General features: G+C 65.9%; 18 protein-coding genes. 12 read left to right on the forward strand and 6 right to left on the reverse strand.

Annotated elements, in window-relative coordinates:
• The first annotated feature begins 8 nt into the window (after positions 1-8).
• A complete protein-coding gene (locus ACVIHF_RS27220) occupies positions 9-305 on the forward strand; it encodes a hypothetical protein (RefSeq protein WP_456794128.1) in 297 nt (98 codons plus the stop codon).
• A 136-nt stretch (positions 306-441) separates the two neighbouring features.
• On the forward strand, positions 442-1128 hold the full coding sequence (locus ACVIHF_RS27225; RefSeq protein ID WP_092087369.1) for a glutathione S-transferase family protein: 687 nt from the start codon (positions 442-444) through the stop codon (positions 1126-1128).
• A gap of 78 nt (positions 1129-1206) precedes the next feature.
• Here the strand turns inward: ACVIHF_RS27225 and ACVIHF_RS27230 are convergent, their stop codons facing one another.
• Positions 1207-1629 (reverse strand): nuclear transport factor 2 family protein, encoded by a 423-nt coding sequence (locus ACVIHF_RS27230; RefSeq protein WP_057016996.1) that lies wholly within the window; start codon positions 1627-1629, stop codon positions 1207-1209.
• A gap of 151 nt (positions 1630-1780) precedes the next feature.
• Here ACVIHF_RS27230 and ACVIHF_RS27235 point away from each other — a divergent pair, with 151 nt between their 5' ends.
• Positions 1781-2695, forward strand: coding sequence for a LysR family transcriptional regulator (locus ACVIHF_RS27235; RefSeq protein WP_456792856.1), 915 nt, complete (start codon positions 1781-1783; stop codon positions 2693-2695).
• Positions 2696-2860: 165 nt separating this feature from the next.
• Here the strand turns inward: ACVIHF_RS27235 and ACVIHF_RS27240 are convergent, their stop codons facing one another.
• Positions 2861-3478: a glutathione S-transferase family protein gene (locus ACVIHF_RS27240; protein WP_456792857.1), complete on the reverse strand. Its 618-nt coding sequence runs from the start codon at positions 3476-3478 to the stop codon at positions 2861-2863.
• 170 nt (positions 3479-3648) lie between these two features.
• Here ACVIHF_RS27240 and ACVIHF_RS27245 point away from each other — a divergent pair, with 170 nt between their 5' ends.
• Complete coding sequence (locus ACVIHF_RS27245; protein ID WP_456792858.1) at positions 3649-4914, forward strand: flavin-dependent oxidoreductase; 1266 nt, start codon at positions 3649-3651, stop codon at positions 4912-4914.
• Positions 4915-5052: 138 nt separating this feature from the next.
• Here the strand turns inward: ACVIHF_RS27245 and ACVIHF_RS27250 are convergent, their stop codons facing one another.
• A complete protein-coding gene (locus tag ACVIHF_RS27250; RefSeq protein WP_456792859.1) occupies positions 5053-5472 on the reverse strand; it encodes a PaaI family thioesterase in 420 nt (139 codons plus the stop codon).
• A gap of 147 nt (positions 5473-5619) precedes the next feature.
• Positions 5620-6711 (reverse strand): A/G-specific adenine glycosylase, encoded by a 1092-nt coding sequence (gene mutY, locus ACVIHF_RS27255; protein ID WP_076830294.1) that lies wholly within the window; start codon positions 6709-6711, stop codon positions 5620-5622.
• A gap of 142 nt (positions 6712-6853) precedes the next feature.
• Between mutY and ACVIHF_RS27260 the strand changes: the two genes are divergently transcribed.
• The 8 genes from ACVIHF_RS27260 (at position 6854) to ACVIHF_RS27295 (ending at position 16923) form a co-directional block, all read left to right on the forward strand.
• The gene (locus ACVIHF_RS27260) at positions 6854-7333 is read left to right on the forward strand and encodes a DUF721 domain-containing protein (RefSeq protein ID WP_028334785.1); all 480 of its coding nucleotides are present in this window, start codon (positions 6854-6856) and stop codon (positions 7331-7333) included.
• Positions 7334-7455: 122 nt separating this feature from the next.
• The gene (locus ACVIHF_RS27265; protein WP_028338651.1) at positions 7456-8112 is read left to right on the forward strand and encodes a DsbA family protein; all 657 of its coding nucleotides are present in this window, start codon (positions 7456-7458) and stop codon (positions 8110-8112) included.
• A gap of 334 nt (positions 8113-8446) precedes the next feature.
• Positions 8447-11911, forward strand: a complete 3465-nt coding sequence (gene smc / locus ACVIHF_RS27270) for a chromosome segregation protein SMC (protein ID WP_253607132.1) — start codon at positions 8447-8449, stop codon at positions 11909-11911.
• Positions 11912-12063: 152 nt separating this feature from the next.
• Positions 12064-13029, forward strand: a complete 966-nt coding sequence (locus ACVIHF_RS27275) for a small ribosomal subunit Rsm22 family protein (RefSeq protein ID WP_456792860.1) — start codon at positions 12064-12066, stop codon at positions 13027-13029.
• Positions 13030-13270: 241 nt separating this feature from the next.
• A complete protein-coding gene (locus tag ACVIHF_RS27280) occupies positions 13271-13831 on the forward strand; it encodes a LemA family protein (protein ID WP_016839704.1) in 561 nt (186 codons plus the stop codon).
• A 167-nt stretch (positions 13832-13998) separates the two neighbouring features.
• Positions 13999-15225 (forward strand): M48 family metalloprotease, encoded by a 1227-nt coding sequence (locus ACVIHF_RS27285; RefSeq protein WP_456792861.1) that lies wholly within the window; start codon positions 13999-14001, stop codon positions 15223-15225.
• Positions 15226-15450: 225 nt separating this feature from the next.
• Positions 15451-16194, forward strand: a complete 744-nt coding sequence (locus ACVIHF_RS27290; protein ID WP_016839706.1) for a P-loop NTPase family protein — start codon at positions 15451-15453, stop codon at positions 16192-16194.
• A 60-nt stretch (positions 16195-16254) separates the two neighbouring features.
• Complete coding sequence (locus tag ACVIHF_RS27295) at positions 16255-16923, forward strand: P-loop NTPase family protein (RefSeq protein WP_076830282.1); 669 nt, start codon at positions 16255-16257, stop codon at positions 16921-16923.
• A gap of 157 nt (positions 16924-17080) precedes the next feature.
• On the opposite strand, the gene ACVIHF_RS27300 is transcribed toward ACVIHF_RS27295, so the two are convergent.
• Entirely contained in the window at positions 17081-17620 is a 540-nt protein-coding gene (locus ACVIHF_RS27300) for an adenine phosphoribosyltransferase (protein ID WP_018273383.1), read from the reverse strand.
• A 115-nt stretch (positions 17621-17735) separates the two neighbouring features.
• A complete protein-coding gene (locus ACVIHF_RS27305) occupies positions 17736-19901 on the reverse strand; it encodes an anthranilate synthase component I (RefSeq protein ID WP_456792862.1) in 2166 nt (721 codons plus the stop codon).
• Positions 19902-20175 lie beyond the last annotated feature (274 nt).

The raw sequence follows: 20175 nt of genomic DNA on the forward strand, positions 1-20175 counted from the left end.
TGCTGCTGGTGCCGCTGCTGCCGGTCTTCCTGCTCGGCATGTTTCCGATGCTGCTGATCGGCCTGCTCGGATTCTTCGGCCTGATCATTTTCGGCATCCTGCTCGTCTGCGTCGGCCTGACGCTCGCCCTCGAGGCGCATGGCGAGTTCAATGAAGAGATCATCGTCCATGGCTACGCGCGGGGATCAGAACACGCGGCGCAGGTCTCCCATTTGCGTGCTGCGACCCGCTCCGCCGCCGCGCTGGACGTCGCGGGCATCGCGCTGGTCGTCGCGGGTATCCTGGGCTTCTTCTGGGCCGGCTGACCAGCGCGCCACGCGACCCTGATTCACAAACTCGTCGCTTGCGCCGCGGCGTGAAATTTGCGCAAGAGGAGCCGGTCTGCGGCCTTCCCCGCCGCGTCGCGATCTCGCCGGCTACAAGAACCAAGGGAGTCCCTTCATGATCAAATTCTATTTCAATGGTGCGCCGAACCCGAACAAGGTCGCGCTGTTCCTCGAAGAGTCCGGCCTGCCGTTCGAGGCGATTCCGGTCGATACCCGCAAGGGCGAGCAGTTCGCGCCGGAATTCCTCAAGGTCAACCCGAACGGCAAGGTGCCGGCGATCGACGATGACGGCGTGCTGGTGTTCGATTCGAACGCGATCCTGCTCTACCTCGCCGAGGAGCACGGCAAGTTCCTGCCCGCCAATACGCCGGCCAATCGCGCCGCGACGCTGTCCTGGCTGATGTTCATCGCGACCGGCCTCGGCCCCTATTCCGGCCAGGCCGTGCACTTCAAGCACTTCGCGCCGAAGGATCTCGACTACGCCAACAACCGCTACCAGTACGAGGCGCACCGCCATTACAAGATCCTCGACGATCACCTGGCGAAACAGCGCTACATGGTCGGCGACAGCTACACGATCGTCGACATGGCGTTCTGGGGCTGGGCGCGGATGGCGGCGTTCATCCTCGGCGAGGAAGGCTACGCCAAATATCCGAACGTCAAGCGGCTGGTCGACGAGATCTCGGCGCGGCCGGCGGCGGCGCGCGCGATCGCGCTGAAGGACAGGCACACCTTCAAGGCCGAGATGGACGACGCGGCCCGCGACATCATGTTCGGCCACCTCAAGTCCAAGGTGGCGTAAGCCAATCCACACAACGGCAAGACGACGGCGCCCGGATGGGCGCCGTCTTCGTTTGTGCCGCCCGTTGGCGGCGGACTGCTACGCCGGAAACGCGCCGAGCGCCTTCTCGGTCAGGACCGAGTCGCAATATTCCCGCACCTCCTTGATCCGACCACCGTCGAAACGGAACACCAGGCAATAGTCGTTGTCGTAGCGCTGACCTTGCTTGGTGAGGTTGTCGCCCTTGGCCTCGATCACGACGATGTCGCCGTCGGCGATGATGCGATGGGCGACGGTGCGGCCGCGCTCGACCAGTTTCGAGCGGACATGGCCGTGCAGATCGTTGATGATCGACTGCTTGCCGGTGAAGGTACGCGACCAGGAATATTGCCCGGTCACGGTCCAGATCGCGTCGTCGGCAAGCGTTGCCATGAACAGCGAGTTCTCGCGCACCGCAGGATCGGGACTGCCTGCGATCACGAACATCTCCTGCACCAGTTTCTTGTTGTCGGCTGCGCTCATGGCGCGTCTCCTTGCGATTGGTAGACCCTGATTTCAGGCGTTTCCTCACGCGATGCGGTCTTCGGCTCTCGTGAAAAACGCCTTGCCCGCAATCCTGCGGCGCCTGCGCGCATTCTTCCAATCGATAGGTAGTATGATATATATTCACTCGATGAATTTGAATTCGCTTGACCTCAATCTGCTGGTCGCGCTCGACGCCCTGCTGCGCGAAGCCAATGTCAGCCGCGCCGCGATGCGGCTCAATCTGTCGCAGCCGGCGACCAGCCACGCGCTGCAGCGGCTGCGCGACCTGATCGGCGATCCGCTTTTGGTGCGCACCGGCGCGCGGATGGAGCTGACGCCGCGGGCGCAGGCGTTGCGCTCGCCGCTGGCCCATGCGCTCGACCAGGTGCGCGGGCTGTTTGTTTCCGACGATTTCGACGCCGCGCGCAGCGACCGGCACTTTCGCCTGATGATGCCCGACCTCGCGGTCGAGCTCCTGATGCCGCCGCTGATGGAGAAGGTGACGCTGATCGCGCCGAACGTCACCATCGACGTGGTGCCGTGGCGGGGACCTGCGATCTTCACGCCCGAATTCGCCCGCACCATCGATCTCGTGATCTCGATCGGCGACTCCTTCAAGGGCTTTCACCGCCAGCGGCTCTACACCGACAGCGATGCACTCGCGGTGCGGCGCGACCACGGCGTCGGCACGAAGCTGAAGAAGCGCGAGGCCTTCCTCGCCGCGCGCCATGTCGCCGTGATCATCCGCGGCCAGAACGAGGACCTGATCGACACCTGGCTGCGCGCCAAGGGCATCGAGCGGCGGATCGCGCTGGTGGTGCCGGGTTATATCGAGGCGCTGCACGTCACCGCGCGCACCGACCTCGTCGCCTTTGTGCCGCGCCGGCTGATCTCGGCGCTGTCGAAGCAATTGTCGCTGATGACGGTGACGCCGCCGCTCGATCCAGGGATCGACGCGCAGCACATGTTCTATCCGACGCGTGCCCAGATGGACCCGGGCTCGCTGTGGCTGCGCAAGCTGATGCTGGAGACCGGACGCGAGCTGGGGACGCGGAAGGTGTAGCCCAGCTCTCTCCACACGTCGTCCCGGCGAAGGCCGGGACCCATAACCACAGGGTTGCGTTGTGAGAGTGAGCTGCGGCCCCGGCGTCGCGTAACAACGATCGTTGGTGGTTATGGGTCCCGGGTCGCGCTGCGCTTGCCCGGGACGACACCGAATTTTTGGGCCTTACGCCCTCTGCTCCGCCAGCACCTTCTGCACCGCCGGGCGGCCCTCCATCGCCGCGCGATGCGCCTTCACCTTGGGCAGCGTTGCGATGTCGACGCCGTCGCCGTCGAGCCACAGGGTCAGCGTGTAGAGATAGGCATCGCCGACGGTGTAGTTCTCGCCCATCACCCACGGGCCCTTCAGCATGTCGCGCTCGATCAGGTTGAAGCAGGCGCCCATGGTCTTCGGCACCATCGCCTTCATGTCGGCGAACGACGTCTCCTGCGTCGCCCAGCGCGGACCGCGCATCTTGTGGGCGTGACAGATATGCACCGTCGAGCACAGATAGGAGTTGAAGGCCTGCAGCCTGGCGAATTCGAAGGCGTCGTCGGGCGCGAGCTTCGCCTGCGGAAAGCTCTGCGCGATATAGGCCAGCATCGCCGGCGTCTCGGTCAGCACGCCGCGATCGGTCACCAAAGTGGGCACGCGGCCCTTCGGATTGATCTTCAGGTATTCCGGGCTGTTCTGCTGGTTGGTCTTGAAGTCGATCTTCTCGGTCGTGTAGGGCGCGCCGGCCTCGGCCAGCGCGATGTGGGACGCGAGCGCGCAGGTGCCGCGGGCAAAATAGAGCTTGAGCATGTTGCTGTCCTCTCCGAGCCTTGTCGGTTCGTTGCGAACGCGGCTCTGGTTCTTGTTCTGACGGCGCGGAGGTTAGCGGCAGCCCCCTTGGCCGTCCACCCCGCGCGCCGCGGACCTTGCCCGCGGCGGTGCCGTCGTGCGATGACCATGGCCAATTGAGGGGATTTTTTATGACTGTGCTCATTGCAGGTGGCGGAATTGGCGGGCTGACGCTGGCGCTCAGCCTGCACCAGATCGGCGTGCCGGCCCGCGTCTTCGAGAGCGTGCCCGAGCTGCGGCCGCTCGGCGTCGGCATCAACGTGCTGCCGCATGCGGTGCGCGAACTGATCGAGCTCGGCCTGCACGATGTGCTCGACGCTTCTGCGGTGCGCACCCGCGAGCTCGCCTATTTCTCAAAGCACGGCAAGCCGATCTGGAGCGAGCCGCGCGGGCTCGAGGCCGGCTATAAATGGCCACAATTCTCGATCCATCGCGGCCGGCTGCAACAGCTGCTGCTCGATGCCGCGACCGAACGGCTGGGGGCTGCGAACATTCTCACCAGCCATCACCTCACCGGCTGGACCGAGACCGCCGACGGCGTCCGCGCCGATTTCATCGACCGCGCCACCGGCAAGCCCGCCGGCAGCTATGACGGCGCGGTGCTGATCGCCGCCGACGGCATCCATTCGGCGGTGCGCGAGAAGCTCTATCCGCAGGAGGGGCCGCCGATCTGGAACGGCCGCATCCTGTGGCGCGGCATCACCCGCGGCGATGCCTTCCTGACCGGCCGCACCATGATCATGGCCGGCCACGAGATCCTGAAATTCGTCTGCTACCCGATCGCGAAGGAGGCCGGCCCCGACGGCAAGTTCGACATCAACTGGGTCGCCGAGCGGCACATGCCGCCGACCTATCAATGGCGCCGCGAGGACTACAACCGGACCGCCAGGCTCGACGAGTTCCTGCCGTGGTTCGAGAGCTGGAATTTCGACTGGCTCGATGTCCCCGGCCTGATCCGGAACTGTCCGCATGCCTACGAATATCCGCTGGTCGATCGCGATCCGATCCCGCAATGGACCTTCGGCCGCGTCACGCTGATGGGCGATGCCGCGCATCCGATGTATCCGATCGGCTCCAACGGCGCCTCGCAGGCGATCCTGGATGCGCGCGTGCTGACGCGCGAGATGTTGGCGCGTGGCCCGACGCAGGCGGCGCTCGCGGCCTATGAGGCCGAGCGGCGGCCTGCGACCACAGACCTCGTGATGCTGAACCGCCGCAACGGCCCGGAGCAGGTGATGCAGCTGGTCGAGGAGCGCGCGCCTGACGGCTTCAAGGTCGTCACCGACGTGCTGTCGCAGCAGGAGCTGGAAGACATCGCCGCCAACTACAAGCGCGTCGCCGGTTTCCAGGTCGAGGGACTGAACGCCAAGCCGCCGATCGTGCAGCGGGCAGGCTGAGGCAACTCTCGACCCGTCATCTTGAGGAGCCGCGAAGCGGCGTCTCGAAGGATGAACGGCCCGGCTGGTGGCCGGCATGCTTCGAGGCTCGCTCCGCTCGCACCTCAGCATGACGGACTTACCAATGCCGGCGCGGCTTCACCGCAACGCGCGCGCCGCCTCCACCAGGCGGATGCTGCTGCTCGCGGTGGCGAGCAGTGTGCCGTCGGCGGCGATCAGCTTTCCCTCGACGAAGGCGATGGTCTTGCCGAGTTGCGTCACCGTCGCCTCGCCGGTGATCGGCCCGGGTTTTGCCGGCGCCAGGAAATTCACGGTCATCGTGATGGTCGTGGTGAAGAGCCGGCCCTCGGTCATCACGAACACCGCCGGCCCCATCGTATCGTCGAGCATCGCCGAGAGCATGCCGCCCTGGATAAAGCCGGCCGGATTGCAAAACTCCGGCTTGCCGTCGAACACGATCCTGATCCAGCCCTCCTGCGGACGGGCGTCGACCACGTGCCAACCCAGTAGCTTTGCGACGGGCGGCATCGGAATGCGGTCGAGTGCGGTTACGATCATGGCGGCCTCCGGTTTCCGGAGGTGATAGCGAAGCCCTGCTGCCAGCATGGTGTCAGCAGGTCAGAGCATGATCCGGAAAAGTGGGAACCGGTTTTCCGAAAAAATCATGCTCAAAAAAATGAGCCGATGATGTGATTCATCGCATCGTCAGAGATCGAGCCCATGCGCGATGACCTTGCGCATCACGTTCGGAAACGCCTCGCCGTCCAGCGTCGCCACCGGCACCCAGCGCATGCCATCCGGCGCGCGGCTCCGCGGCGGCACGCTGGCAGTGTAGACGACGAGCTCCAGCGGGAAGTGCGTGAACACGTGGGTGACAACGCCCGCCTTGCGGTGCCAGCGCGTGACGCCCTTCAGGTCCGGCGCCTGCGCCAGCGCCGCCGCGTCCTCCTGCTCGGCCAGCCATTGCGATCCCGGCACCTCGGTCATGCCGCCGAGCAGGCCTTTCTCCGCGCGCGAGCGCACCAGAAGCTCGCCGCCGCGCGTCACCACGAAGGCCGCGCCGCGGCGCAAGATACCGCTCTTCTTCGGTGCCTTGCGCGGGAACGTTTCCTGATCGCCGCGCGTGCGCGCCGCGCAGTCGTCATTCAGCGGACACAATGCGCAGGCCGGCTTCTTCGGCGTGCAGATCGTCGCGCCCAAATCCATCAGCGCCTGAGCACTGTCGCCGGCGCGGGACGGGCCGAGCAATGTCGCCGCCATCTCCTTGATCAGCGGCTTGGCCTGCGGCAGCGCCTCCTCGATGGCGTAGAGCCGACTGACCACGCGCTCGATGTTGCCGTCCACCGGCATGGTGCGGCGGTCGAAGGCGATGGCGGCGATCGCGGCCGCGGTGTACGGCCCGATGCCGGGCAGCGCGCGCAGGCCCTCCTCGGTGTCCGGAAACACCCCGCCGTGGTCGCCCATCACCGCGACCGCGCAGGCGTGCAAATTGCGCGCCCGCGAATAATAGCCGAGCCCGGCCCACATCCTCAGGACGTCGTCGAGCGAGGCACGCCCAAGCGCGGTCACATCGGGCCAGCGCGACACGAATTTCTCGAAATACGGTCCGACTGCCCGCACCGTGGTCTGCTGCAGCATGATCTCCGACAGCCAGACGCGATACGGATCGGCCCGCTCCCCCGCCACCGCGCGCCACGGCAGCGTCCGGCGATGCCGGTCATACCAGGCGAGCAGACGCGCCGGGCGGTCGGCCTGCTGATCGGTCGATTTGATTTTGGCGGCAGCGCGAGAACTCATGAACGCATCTTAAGCCACATCTCGCCATGTCATGCCCGGGCTTGACCCGGGCATCCACGTCTTTCTTCGCCCGGCACGGAAAACGCCGCCACAATGATGAACACGGTTTCAGCCACATCACCACCACTGCTATAACCCTCCCATGTCCAGACCCGGCCCGATCAGCGCCAAGCCCCTGTCGATCCTGCTCAGCGACGTCTTCACCGACGCCTATGCCAAGCAGGGCTTTGCCGCGCGCGAATTGGTGACGCGCTGGACCGAGATCGCGGGCGAGCGAATTGCCGCCTATTGCGAGCCGCTGAAGATGCAGTGGCCGCGGCCGGTGGAGGGACAGCCGCAGGAGCCGGCGACGCTGGTGCTGCGGGTCGAAGGGCCGATGGCGCTGGAGATCCAGCACTCCTCCGACGTCATCCTGGAACGGGTGAACCGCTTCTTCGGCTGGCATGCGGTCGGCCGCCTGACCATCCGGCAGGCGCCGCTCTCGCGCCGCAGCCGCCCGGTACGGCCGCGCCCGCCGGACGCCAAAACCGTGGCCCGGGAGGCGGCCAACCTTGCGGCCGTCGAGGACGACGATCTGCGCGCGGCGCTGGCCCGTTTGGGTGCCTCGATCAAGCGAAATTGACGCTTTTCGGCAGGCCCGCCGCAAGACCGCGGCATTGCCACAATGGCCGTTTCAAGCTAGCGAAGGCTTCTTTTTCGGGACCCCTTCATTGTGGCGTGAATGCGCCAATCCGGGAGCTGACCTTGATCATCACGCGCCGCGCCTTCACCACCGCTCTCTCGCTGACCGGGCTTGCCGCCCTCGCCGGCCTGTCGCCGCTGCGCCTGATCACCGACGCGTTCGCGCAGACCGCCGCCGAGGTCGCCAAGCCGCAGTCGCTGCCGGACATGGGGCTCGGCCCGCAGGACGCCAAGGTGACGATCGTCGAATACGCCTCGATGACCTGCCCGCACTGCGCCAATTTCAACGAGACCGTGTTCCCGAAGATCAAGTCGACCTACATCGACCCCGGCAAGGTCCGCTACGTGTTCCGCGAATTCCCGCTCGACATCAAGGCCGCCGCCGGCTCGATGCTGGCGCGCTGTATCGCCAAGGACGACGCGCCGAAGTATTTTGCCGTGATCGACCTGTTGTTCCGCCAGCAGAACGACTGGGTGGTGAAGAACACCACCGAGACACTGACCCGGATCGGCAAGCAGGCCGGCCTCACCCAGCAGCAGGTCGAGGACTGCCTGAAGGATCAGAAGCTGCTCGACAAGATCGCGGCCGACCAGAAATACGCCAACGAGGTGCTGAAGGTGAACTCGACGCCGACCTTCTTCGTCAACGGCGAGATGCTGAAGGGCGAGACCTCGTTCGAGGAATTCAGCAAACACATCGATCCGCTGCTGAAGAGCTGATCGGGAGCCCGCGAACCTGACGTCTTCGTGCCTCGCTTTCGAGTCGAGGCACGATCATTGTGGATGATTTGCGATCACGGCACGCGCCCGTCGCATCATTTGGTTGTTGAAAACCTGATTCGCGCGATGCGAATCATCGAGGACATGCAAGGGCCATAAAACCCTGCAAATCCCTTGGGAAAAGCTTGCTCAAGCGGTTGCCCTGACGCGCTCGCATCGCCATTGTCGCCGCTCATGAGAGCTGCACGCAGCAACTCACCCACACACCGACATTGCCTTCCATGGTATTGTCACGGCAGGGAGATTCGTGCCCGGCCAAACGAGATTTGTGTACATGAAGCTCACGCGCCTCCGCCTGCACGGTTTCAAGTCGTTCGTTGAACCCACCGATTTCATGATCGAGCCGGGCCTGACCGGCGTCGTCGGACCGAATGGCTGCGGCAAATCCAATCTCGTCGAAGCGCTGCGCTGGGCGATGGGCGAGACCTCGCACAAGTCGCTGCGCGCCGCCGACATGGACGCGGTGATCTTCGCCGGTTCCGGCAACCGTCCGGCACGCAATCACGCCGAAGTCGTGATGACGATCGACAATTCCGATCGCTCGGCGCCGGCCGCGGTGAACGACAGCCAGCTCTTGGAAATCTCCCGCCGCATCGAGCGCGAAGCCGGCTCAGTCTACCGCATCAACGGCCGCGATGTCCGTGCAAGAGATGTGCAGATCCTGTTCGCCGACGCCGCCACCGGCGCGCGGTCGCCGGCGCTGGTCCACCAGGGCAAGATCGGCGAGATCATCCAGGCCAAGCCCGAGCAGCGCCGCCGCGTGCTGGAAGACGCCGCCGGCGTGGCCGGCCTGCATGCCCGCCGCCACGAGGCGGAACTGCGGCTGAAGGCGGCCGAAACCAACCTCACCCGCGTCGAGGACGTGATCGGCCAGCTCACAGGCCAGATGGAAGGCCTGAAGAAGCAGGCGCGCCAGGCGATCCGCTACCGTGAGGTCGCGGCCAAGGTGCGCAAGTCCGAAGCCATGCTGTTCCATCTGCGCTGGATCGAGGCCAATGCCGACGTCAACGACGCCGCGCAGACCCATGATATCTCCGTGCGCGAGATGGCCGAGCGCACCCGCGAGCAGGCCGAATCCGCCCGCATCCAGGCGATCCGCGCTGCCGAACTGCCGGCGCTGCGCGATGCCGAGGCGCGCGCCGCCGCCGGCTTGCAGCGCCTGACCAACGCGCGCGAGATGCTCGACCGCGAGGAGCAGCGCGCCAAGGAGCGCGTCGGCGAGCTCGATCGCCGTCTCACCCAGTTCGCCCAGGACATCGCGCGCGAACAGCAGCAGACCTCGGATGCCGACATCGCGCTGCAGCGGCTCGACACGGAAGACGCCGAGCTGAAGGAAGAGATCAAGTCGCGCGTCGAGAAGCGCTCTGGCGTCGACGAGCGCGTCGCTGAGGCCGAGGAGATCCTGGCCGCGACCGAGCGTCAGTTCTCCGAGTTGACCACGCAGCTCGCCGATCTCACCGCCAAGCGCAACCAGCTCGAAGCCGGCGTGCGCACGCATCGCGATCGCCTCGCGCGGCTCGATCAGGAGATCGCCAGCGTCCAGGCCGAGGAATCCAGGCTCGCGCAGGAGACCGGCAATCTCGGCGACATCGACGCGCTGGCCGCTGCCATGGAGATGGCGCAGCAGACGCTCGCCGAGTCCGAGGCCGCCGTGCAGACCAGCGAGGCGCATCACGCCGCCGCGCGGCAGACGCTGGAAGCCTCGCGCAATCCGCTCACCGAAGCCGAGAAGCGCGTGCAGCGGCTCGAGACGGAAGCCCGCACCATCTCCAAGCTCGTCACGAGCGAGACCAAGAATCTGTGGCCGCCGATCATCGACGGCATCACCGTCGCCAAGGGCTATGAAAAGGCGATCGGCGCCGTGCTTGGCGACGACCTCGATGCGCCGGTGGATTCCTCCGCGCCGATGCGCTGGACCAATATAGGCGTGGCCGGCGAAGATCCGGCGCTGCCGGATGGCGTCGAGCGGCTGGCCGACCATGTCCAGGCGCCGCCGGAACTGGCGCGCCGCCTGGCCCAGATCGGCGTCGTCGCCAAGGAACGCGGCGCGGCGCTGGTGTCGCAGCTGAAGACCGGCCAGCGGCTGGTGTCGCTCGAAGGCGACGTCTGGCGCTGGGACGGCTTCGTCGCCGACGCGCATGCCCCGACCGGCGCCGCCCGCCGTCTTGCCGAGCGCGCCCGTCTTGTCGACATCGAGCACGAGCTGGAACAGGCCCGCATCGATGCCTCCACCAAGCGCCAGGCGCTGGAGACGGCTGAAGAGGAATTGCGCTCGGCGTCCGCCGCCGAGGGTGCCTCGCGCGAAGCCGTCCGCGCCGCCCGCCGCGAGGCCGACGCCGCGCGCGAACGTCATGCCGCCACCGAGCGCGAGATCAACCGCCACGCCGCGCGCAAATCGGCGCTGACCGAGGCGCACAGCCGCGTCGCCGCCGACCGCGCCGAGGCCGAAGCCGCGCATGAGAGCGCGGCTGCCGCGCTCGCCGAACTGCCGCCGGGTGTCGAGACCGAGGCCCAGCTCGCCGCGGTTCGCGCCGAGATCGACAACCAGCGCCGGGCCGCGGCGCAAGTCCGCGCCGAGGCGCAGGCGCTGGCCCGCGAGGCCGAGCTCGCCGACCGCCGCGTGCAGGCGATCGTTGCCGAGCGCAATGAGTGGCAGACCCGCAAGACCAGCGCCGCCTCGCAGGTCGAGACCGTCGAGGCGCGCATCGCCGAGGTGTCGGCCGAGCGCGAGGAACTCGCCAATGCGCCCGAAGTTTTCGCCGAGAAGCGCAGCGCGCTGATCACGGAGATCGAGCACGCCGAAGGCGATCGCCGCATCGCCGCCGACGCGCTGGCGACCGCGGAAGCCGCGATGGCGGAAACCGATCGCCTCGCCAAGGCCTCGCTCGAAGCGCTGTCCTCATCCCGCGAAGCTACCGCGCGCGCCGAGGAGCGTATGGAAGGCACCCGCCGCCGCCTCGCCGACATCGAGCGCGAGATCCACGACATGCTCGAGGTCGAGCCCAGCGCGGTCGTCGGCATGGCCGAGATCGAACCCGGCCAGGAGCTGCCGCCGGTCACGCAGGTCGAGGAAGAGCTCGAAAAGTTGCGCCGCGACCGCGAGCGGCTCGGCGCCGTCAATTTGCGTGCCGAGGAAGAGCTCAAGGAAGTCGAGACCCAGCACACCGCGCTGACCACCGAACGCGACGATCTGGTCGAAGCGATCAAGCGGCTGCGCCAGGGCATCCAGAGCCTCAACCGCGAGGCGCGCGAGCGCCTGCTGACCTCGTTCGAGACCGTTAACAACCACTTCAAGCGGCTGTTCACCGAGCTGTTCGGCGGCGGCGAAGCCGCGCTGCATCTGATCGAGAGCGACGATCCGCTCGAGGCCGGCCTCGAGATCATCGCCAAGCCGCCCGGCAAGAAGCCGCAGACGCTCTCGCTGCTCTCGGGCGGTGAGCAGGCGCTGACGGCGCTCGCGCTGATCTTCGCGGTGTTTCTGACCAACCCGTCGCCGATCTGCGTGCTGGACGAGGTCGACGCGCCGCTCGACGACCACAACGTCGAACGGTTCTGCACCCTGCTGAACGAGATGACCGGCTCGACCGAGACACGCTTCATCATCATCACGCACAATCCGATCACGATGGCGCGGATGAACCGGCTGTTCGGTGTCACCATGGCCGAGCGCGGCGTGTCGCAGCTGGTGTCGGTCGACCTGCAGGGCGCGGTGGACATCCTCGACCAGAACGTGGCTTAGGCGTAGCACCTACGCGTCGACGTCATTTTCTTGATACCCGCGCCTCCGCATCGTCATTGCGAGGAGCGATAGCGACGAAGCAATCCATGCCTCAGCACGCGGCGCTATGGATTGCTTCGCTCCGCTCGCAATGACGTGGGATAGTCCGTCACATGACCTCACCCGATCTCCCCGCCGAACTGCGCGCAGCCCTCAACGCCAGGCTCGAAGGCCTGTCGCGCAGCGACGCCGCCGGCCGCGCGGCGGTGATCTCGCAGACCTATCGCGAGGGCGGCGGCTCCTCGACGATCAGGACCGAGACCGATGCGCTGGCCTATGCGCTGGCGCGGATGCCGGCGACCTATGCCGCCGTCGCAGCGAGCCTCAACGCCCTGACGGAGATCAGGCCGGACTTCGCGCCGGCGCGCCTGCTCGATGTCGGTGCCGGTCCGGGGACCGCGACCTGGGCCGCCGCGGAAGCGTTCACGTCGCTGCGGGACTTCACCCTACTTGATGCCAACGGCGCGTTGCGGACGCTCGCCGAGGAGCTGTTTCACGGCAGCATTCGCCTGCACGACGCCAGCTATCAACGCGGCGAGGCGCGCGCCCTGCTCGACAAGGCCGAGCCCGCCGACCTCGTCGTCGCCAGCTACATGATCGGCGAACTCGGCGATGCCGAGCGCGGGGCGCTGGCCGATGCGCTGTGGTCGAAGACCAGCGACACGCTGCTGGTCGTCGAGCCCGGTACGCCCGCCGGCTATGCGCGGATCATCGCATTGCGCGCACGCCTGATCGCCGCCGGCGCGCACGTCGTGGCACCCTGCCCGCATGACGGTGGCTGTCCGCTGGTCGCGCCCGATTGGTGCCACTTCTCGCAGCGCCTGCAACGCTCGCGCGCGCACAAGCAGGTCAAGGGCGCGGAGCTACCCTTCGAGGACGAGCGCTTCGCCTATGTCGCGCTGAGCCGCGCGCGCGTTGAGAACAGGCCATCGCGCGTGCTGGCGCAGCCGGACGTCGGCAAGGTCGAGATCGCGGCGAAACTGTGCACGCCCGAGGGCGTATCGGTTGCGCGGATCCCGCGCCGTGCCAAAACCGATTACGCCCGCGCCCGGCGCTGGCGCTGGGGCGATGCGGTCTAGTTACGTCGTCCCGGCGAAGGCCGGGACCCATAACCACCGAGGTTTGTTGCGAGTGAAGCCGTCGCCGCTTGCGCCCCTTCCGCGGGCCGCGGCGTATGGGTCCCGGCCTTCGCCGGGACGATATTGAACTAATTTGCGGCCATCACCGACTAACGCTTGCCCACCTTTCCGCGGCGGGCTGCCCTGCGCCACGATCTTGGGCTACGGTGCCGCCGTCTCGTCCATCAGGAGCTGCCCCGTCATGTCGACCAGCTGGATCGTTATCGGCGTCATCGTGCTTCTCGTGCTGTTTGCATTCGGCGCCTACAACCGCCTCGTGGCGCTCAGCCAGCGGGTCGGACAGGCCTTTGCCGACATCGACGTGCAGCTCAAGCAGCGTCACGACCTGATCCCAAACCTGGTCGAGACCGTGAAGGGCTATGCTGCGCATGAGCGCGGCACGCTCGACGACGTCATCAAGGCGCGCAATTCGGCGATGTCGGCGCAGGGTCCGGCCCAGGTCTCGGCGGCGGAAAACCAGCTCTCCGGCGCGCTCGGCCGGCTGATCGCGCTGTCGGAGGCCTATCCGGACCTCAAGGCCAACGCCAATTTCCAGCAGCTCGCCTCCGAGCTCTCCGATCTCGAGAACAAGATCGCCGCCAGCCGCCGCTTCTTCAACAATGCGGTCCAGGAATACAACACCGGCATCCAGCAGATGCCGGCCGCGCTGTTCGCCGGCATGTTCGGCTTCACCCGCAAGGATTTCTTCGACCTCGGCGCCAGCCGCACGGAAGTCGAGGCGGCGCCCAGCGTGAAGTTCTGATTACTTCCTTCGAGATGACGCCCCTTCGGTCATTCCGGGGCGATGCAACGCATCGAACCCGGAATCTCATCTCACTCACTAATCTCGAGATTCCACAAAGCGCAATTGCGCATTGGGGTTCGCGCGTGCCGCGCGCCCCGGAATGACGGTGAGAGCGGACGCGCACCATGGCCGCCTATGGTCTCTACACGCATATCGCATCGAACAAGTTTCGTTCGATGCTGCTTCTTGCCGGCCTGTTCCTGCTGATCTACGTGCTGGTCTATGCCGGCGCGCTGGTCGCGGAGGTGATGATCGATAGCGGCCGCACCGTCGACTATTACCTGACGCGGGCCTTGCGCGACCTGGTCTCGGCCTTGCCGTGGGCGACGATCGCGGCAGCGGCCTGGATCGTGATCGCCTATTTCTTCCACCAGAAGATGATCGATGCCGTCACCGGCGGCGAGAGCGTGACGCGGCAGCAAGAGCCGCGGCTCTACAATCTCCTGGAAAATCTCTGCATCTCGCGCGGCATCCCGATGCCGAGGCTGAAGGTGATAGACAGCCCGGCGCTGAATGCGTTCGCGACCGGACTGAACCGGAGCCAATACGCCATCACCGCCACCACCGGCCTGTTGAAGGCGCTGAACGATAAGGAGATCGAGGCCGTGCTCGGCCACGAGCTCACCCATATCAAGAACGGCGACGTGCAGCTGATGGTGATCGCCGTGATCATCGCCGGCGTGGTCGGCTTCTTCGGCGAGCTGTTCTTCCGCCTGTTCACGAACCTGTCGTGGAACTCGAGCGGCGGCGGTGGCGGCTGGTCGTCATCCTCACGATCGTCGTCATCCTCCTCGGACCGCGACAGCAAGGGCTCCGGTGGCGGCGCGATCATCGTGATCATCATCGCGGTCGCGCTGATCGTGCTGGCCTGGCTGCTGTCGCAAGTGGTCAAGCTCGCGCTGTCGCGCTCGCGCGAATTCCTCGCCGATGCCGGATCGGTGGAGCTGACCAAGAACCCCGACGCGATGATCTCTGCACTGCGCAAGATCGAGAACCGCGGCGAGCTGCCGGACGCCACCTCGGCGGTGATGGAACTCTGCGTCGACAATCCGCGCGAGGGGTTTGCCGACCTGTTTGCCACCCATCCCTCGGTCAAGTCCCGGGTCGATGCCCTGGTGAAATACGCCGGCGGCCACGATCCCGGACCGCTGGCGCTGCCGGACGAGACGGAGCCGCAGGATGAGCCGTCCGCGGCGGGCGACCAGCCTCCGCCGGCGACCCATGGCCCATGGGGCGATACGCCGACGGCACAGCCGGACAATCCGCCGCCGCTGCCGGACACAACTCCGAGGCAGGGACCGTTTGGTCCGCTTCAAGGTCCGCTCCAGGGCCCTTGGGGCCCGCGCCGCTGACCGCTGTAGCGGTTTGATTTGACCATGATTGTCTCGGAAAACCGCTGCGCATTTTTCCGGATCATGGCCCTAGCTTACTCAGTCCATTAAGGAAATTCCCACCAAACCGATCGTGGACGCCTTAAGGAATTGAATTCTCCCTCGTTTCTGCCATGTTCGCGCCCAAAGCAGTGTGGGGACTTGCCGATCGCCATCGCGATCGGGAGCGCGCTTTAAGGGACTTCCATGGCAAAGCCGGTTGTGATCGTGGTGGGCGCCGACAAGGGCGGGGTCGGCAAGACCACCGTCTCGCGGACGCTCCTGGACTATTTCAGTGCCAATAACGTGCAGACCCGGGCGTTCGACACCGAATCGCCGCGCGGCACGCTGAAGCGCTTCCATCCTGACATCACCGAGATCGTCGACATGACGACGACCGCGGACCAGATGAAGATCTTCGACACGCTGAACTCGGGGCCCTCGGTTACCGTGATCGACGTCCGCGCCGGCCTGTTGTCGCCCGCGCTGGCCTCGCTGCGCGATATCGGCTTCCTCGACGCGGCGCGTTCCGGCCAGATCACCTTCGCCGTGTTCCATATCCTCGGCCCGTCGATCGCTTCGCTGGACGAGATCGCCGAAACCGCCAACTTCATGAGCGGCGCGAAATATTTCCTGGTGAAGAACTTCATCAACGACACCCAGTTCTTCCAGTGGGACCAGGCGACCTACAATTCCTACTTCCACCGCATCAAGGATGCCGTGGACCTGACCATCCCGAAGCTCAACGAAATGGCCTATGAGCAGGTCGAGGTCTCCTCGGTTCCGTTCCTGAAATTCGTCGCCAACAAGGGCATCAACGACGACGCCGCCAACTACTCCTTCGTGCTGCGCGGCTATGTCCGGCACTGGCTCGCCAATGTCTGGAGCGAGTACGACCGGATCAAGCTGACCGACCTGGTCGGCGCCAAGTCGGCCAAAGGCGAAAAATAGTCGGACCTTCGACCTTGATGGGGCTGGATTAGGCGAAAATTTGGCCTGATATAGCGGGCGATGTCATCGACGCCCGTTTACATCATCTGCTCGCCCCGCCCGCAGGTCGGCAAGACGCTGATCGCGCGGCTGCTCGGCGAATTCCTGCTGCTCAAGAACGGCGACGTGGTCTGCTACGACATCAATCTGAAGGAGCCGTCGCTGCTCGACTACCTGCCGCGGATCACCGAAACGGCAGATGTGATCGACACCTACGGCAAGATGCAGCTGATGGACCGCGTCATCGTCAATGACGGCATCGGCAAGGTGATCGACCTCGGCTACCACGCCTTCGACGAATTCTTCAAAATGTGCGACGAGATCGGGCTGATGAAGGAGGCGCTGCGCCGCCGCGTCTCACCCGTGATCCTGTACGTCGCCGATACCGACCGCGCCTCGGTGCGCGGCTACCAGACGCTGCTCGGCACGATCCCGCCGAATGCGCTGATCGTCATCGACAACGAGTTCGTGGTGCGCGGCGAGCTGCCGCCGGTCATGACCGCCAGCCGGGTGCTGCGCTTCCGCGCGCTGCCGGTGTTCCTGAAGACCTATATCGACCGGCTGAACTTCTCCTTCACCGGCTATCTGCGCCAGGAAAGGGATTCATCGACCGAGCTGCATCAATGGATCCGGCGGAATTACACGACGTTCCGCGATCTCGAATTGAGCATGCTGCTGCAGCGGGGATGACTCTGCTCCCTCGCCCCGCTCTTGCGGGGAGAGGGTCGGGGTGAGGGGCTGGTTCCGCAAATTCGACCGAGATTGGAGTGCGCGGAGAGTCCCCTCACCCGGATCGCATCTTCGATGCGATCCGGCCTCTCCCCGCACGCGGGGCGAGGCTAAGAGATCAATGCCCCTCGAACGCCATCAGCGTGCGCACCGGAACGTCCATCGCGCGCAGCTTGGCCGCGCCGCCGAGGTCAGGCAGGTCGACGATGAAGCAGGCGGCGACCACATTGGCGCCGATCTGGCGCAGCAGCTTCACCGCGCCCTCCGCGGTGCCGCCGGTCGCGATCAGATCGTCGACCAGGATCACGCGCTCGCCGGGCTGCACGGCGTCGGCATGCATCTCCATCTCGTCGATGCCGTATTCAAGCGAATAGGCAATCCGCACCGTGGTGTGCGGCAGCTTGCCCTTCTTGCGGATCGGCACGAAGCCGGCGGAGAGCTGATGCGCCACCGCGCCGCCGAGGATGAAGCCGCGGGCCTCGATGCCGGCGACCTTGTCGACCTTCGCCCCCGCCCAGGGATGCACCAGCTCATCGACCGCGCGGCGGAAGGCGCGAGCATCCGCCAGCAGCGTCGTGATGTCGCGAAACAGGATGCCCTTCTTCGGGTAGTCCGGGATGGTGCGAACGGTCGCCTTGATGTCGTGGTCGAAGGTCATTGGTCTCGCTCTGAGGGTCATTCCGGGGCGATGCGAAGCATCGAACCTGGAATCTCGAGATTCCGGGTCTGGTGCTAACGCACCATCCCGGAATGACGATGGTTAAACTTAGCCTTCACTTGCTACTCACATTAAGCCGGAATGCATTCTCGACAATGCGCAGGCCGACCTCGTTGCCGAGCGACATCAGCGATTCCGGATGGAATTGCACGCCGCCGACCGGCAGGGTCTTGTGCTCGATCACCATCGCGACACCGTCTTCGGTGGTCGCGGTCACCGCCAGCACCTCGGGCACGCTGTCGCGCTCGACATAGAGCGAGTGGTAGCGGCCGATCACGATCTCATTGGGCAGGTTCTGCATCAGCCGGCCACCACGCACCTGGACGCGCGAGGGACGGCCATGCGCGGGCTGGCCGAGCTGGCCAAGCTGGCCGCCGAAATACTCGCCGATCGCCTGCACGCCGAGGCAGACGCCGAAGATCGGCAGCTGCTTCTCCAGCGCGGTGTCGATGGTCTTCGCGATGCCGAAATCCTCCGGGCGCCCCGGCCCGGGCGACAGCACCAGGAGGTCCCAGCCCTTCTTCTTGAGCATGTCCTGGGCATGGATATGCCTGACCACGGTGACGTTGGCACCGACCTGGCGGAAGTAATCGGCCAGCATGTGCACGAAGCTGTCGTCGTGATCGATCAAGAGCACGTTCTTGCCGGAGCCGGTGGCGTCGGGCGCGAAATCCGACAGCGGCTTCGGCGGATCGCCGCGCAGCGCCTGGAACAGCGCCGCCGCCTTGACCTGGCACTCACGATCCTCGGCGGCGGGATCTGAATCGAACAGGCAGGTCGCGCCGACGCGCACCTCGGCGAGACCGTCCTTCATGCGGATGGTGCGGATGGTGAGCCCGGTGTTGATGCTGCCGTCGAAATTGACGCAGCCGATCGCGCCGGCATACCAGCGCCGCGGCGACCGCTCGTGATCCTCGACGAACTGCATCGCCCACAGTTTCGGCGCGCCGGTCACGGTCACGGCCCAGGCGTGGGTCAGGAAGGCGTCGAGCGAATCGAAGCCCGGCCGCAGCATGCCTTCGACGTGGTCGACGGTGTGGAACAGCTTTGAGTAGGTCTCGATCTGACGCCGCGCCAGCACCTTGATGGTGCCGGGCACGCAGACGCGCGCCTTGTCGTTGCGGTCGACGTCGGTGCACATGTTGAGCTCGAACTCGTCCTTCTCCGAGTTCAACAGCTTTCGGATCTGCTCGGCATCGCCGATCGAATCCGAACCTCGCGCGATGGTGCCCGAGATCGGGCAGGTCTCGACCCGGCGGCCATCGGAACGGACGAACATCTCCGGCGACGCCGAGACCAGGAATTCGCCGGCGCCGAGATTCATCAGCGCGCCGTAGGGCGACGGGTTGATGCGGCAGAGCCGCTGGAACACTTCCGCCGGCGAGCGCTCGCAGGGCTCGGCAAACAGCTGCCCGGGCACCGCCTCGAACAGATCGCCGCGGGCAAACGCCGCGCGCGCGACCTCGACGGTCGCCTGGTACTCGCCCGGGGCGTGATCGGCAAAGCCCTGCCGGCCGTTCCTGGCGTAGAGGCTCGGCGCGGTCTCCTGCGACAGGCCGGCGGTGGATTTGCCCTTCCACGCGAACTCGTAAGTGAGCGCCACGCCGCGGCCGGTGGCGCGGTCATAGGCCAAGAGGCGGTCCGGCACGTAGAGCACGATGTCGCGCTGGTCGGCCTCGCGGGCGCGCTTCTGCACGAGGTCCTCGATCTGGAACACGAGGTCGTAGGCGAAGGCGCCGAACAGGCCGAGCAGCGGATCGGCATTGGAGGTGAACGCCGCCACCATGTCGCGCACCAGCGACATCACGCTGGCGCGGCGGGTGCGCTGGTCTTCCTCGACCGGCGCGGCGCCGCGGATGATGTGGCCGGCGAGCCGCGTTGCGCTCCGCTCTGAGATCACGACGCAGGGCTCGCGCAGCACGTCGCCGAGGAAGGCGATCAGGACCTCGCCGCGCGGGTTCAGCGCCTGCAACGAGAAGTTCGTACCTGACGTCTCCAGCACCAGCGGCGGATCGGCAAAGCCGAGGTCAAAGCTCTCGTAGCGGCCCGGTACCGTCGTGCCCGAGGACAGCACCACGCCGCGGCGGCGGTCCAGTAGCGCGATCAAATCGTCGAGGCGGTTGGCGCCGCCGGTGAACTGCTCGACCACGCGCGCGACCGCAAGGCCGCCATTGGTCAGATATTCGCTTCGAGCCGGCAGGGAGAAGACTGTCCTGTTCATGTGATCCTCTTACGAGACTTGCCGAGAGAGCGCCACACAGGACAAACGAAGGGCAAATAAACTAACCATCGGTCGCACTGCGATGGCGACCTTCGACGTTTGTGAAAAAAGAAAACGCACCGGCCACCTATGAGAAGGTGGGCCACCAACGACGGGATGGGCTGGCAACGGTGCTCATGCCCGTTACTCACCACCCGGCGCGGGCCGTGTCAAGGGATGGCCCGGCAGCCCTGCCCCAAGGCGGGACGCCCCCTGGACGGCATTTTCGGGGTTT

Source organism: Bradyrhizobium sp. USDA 4506 (assembly GCF_054058795.1).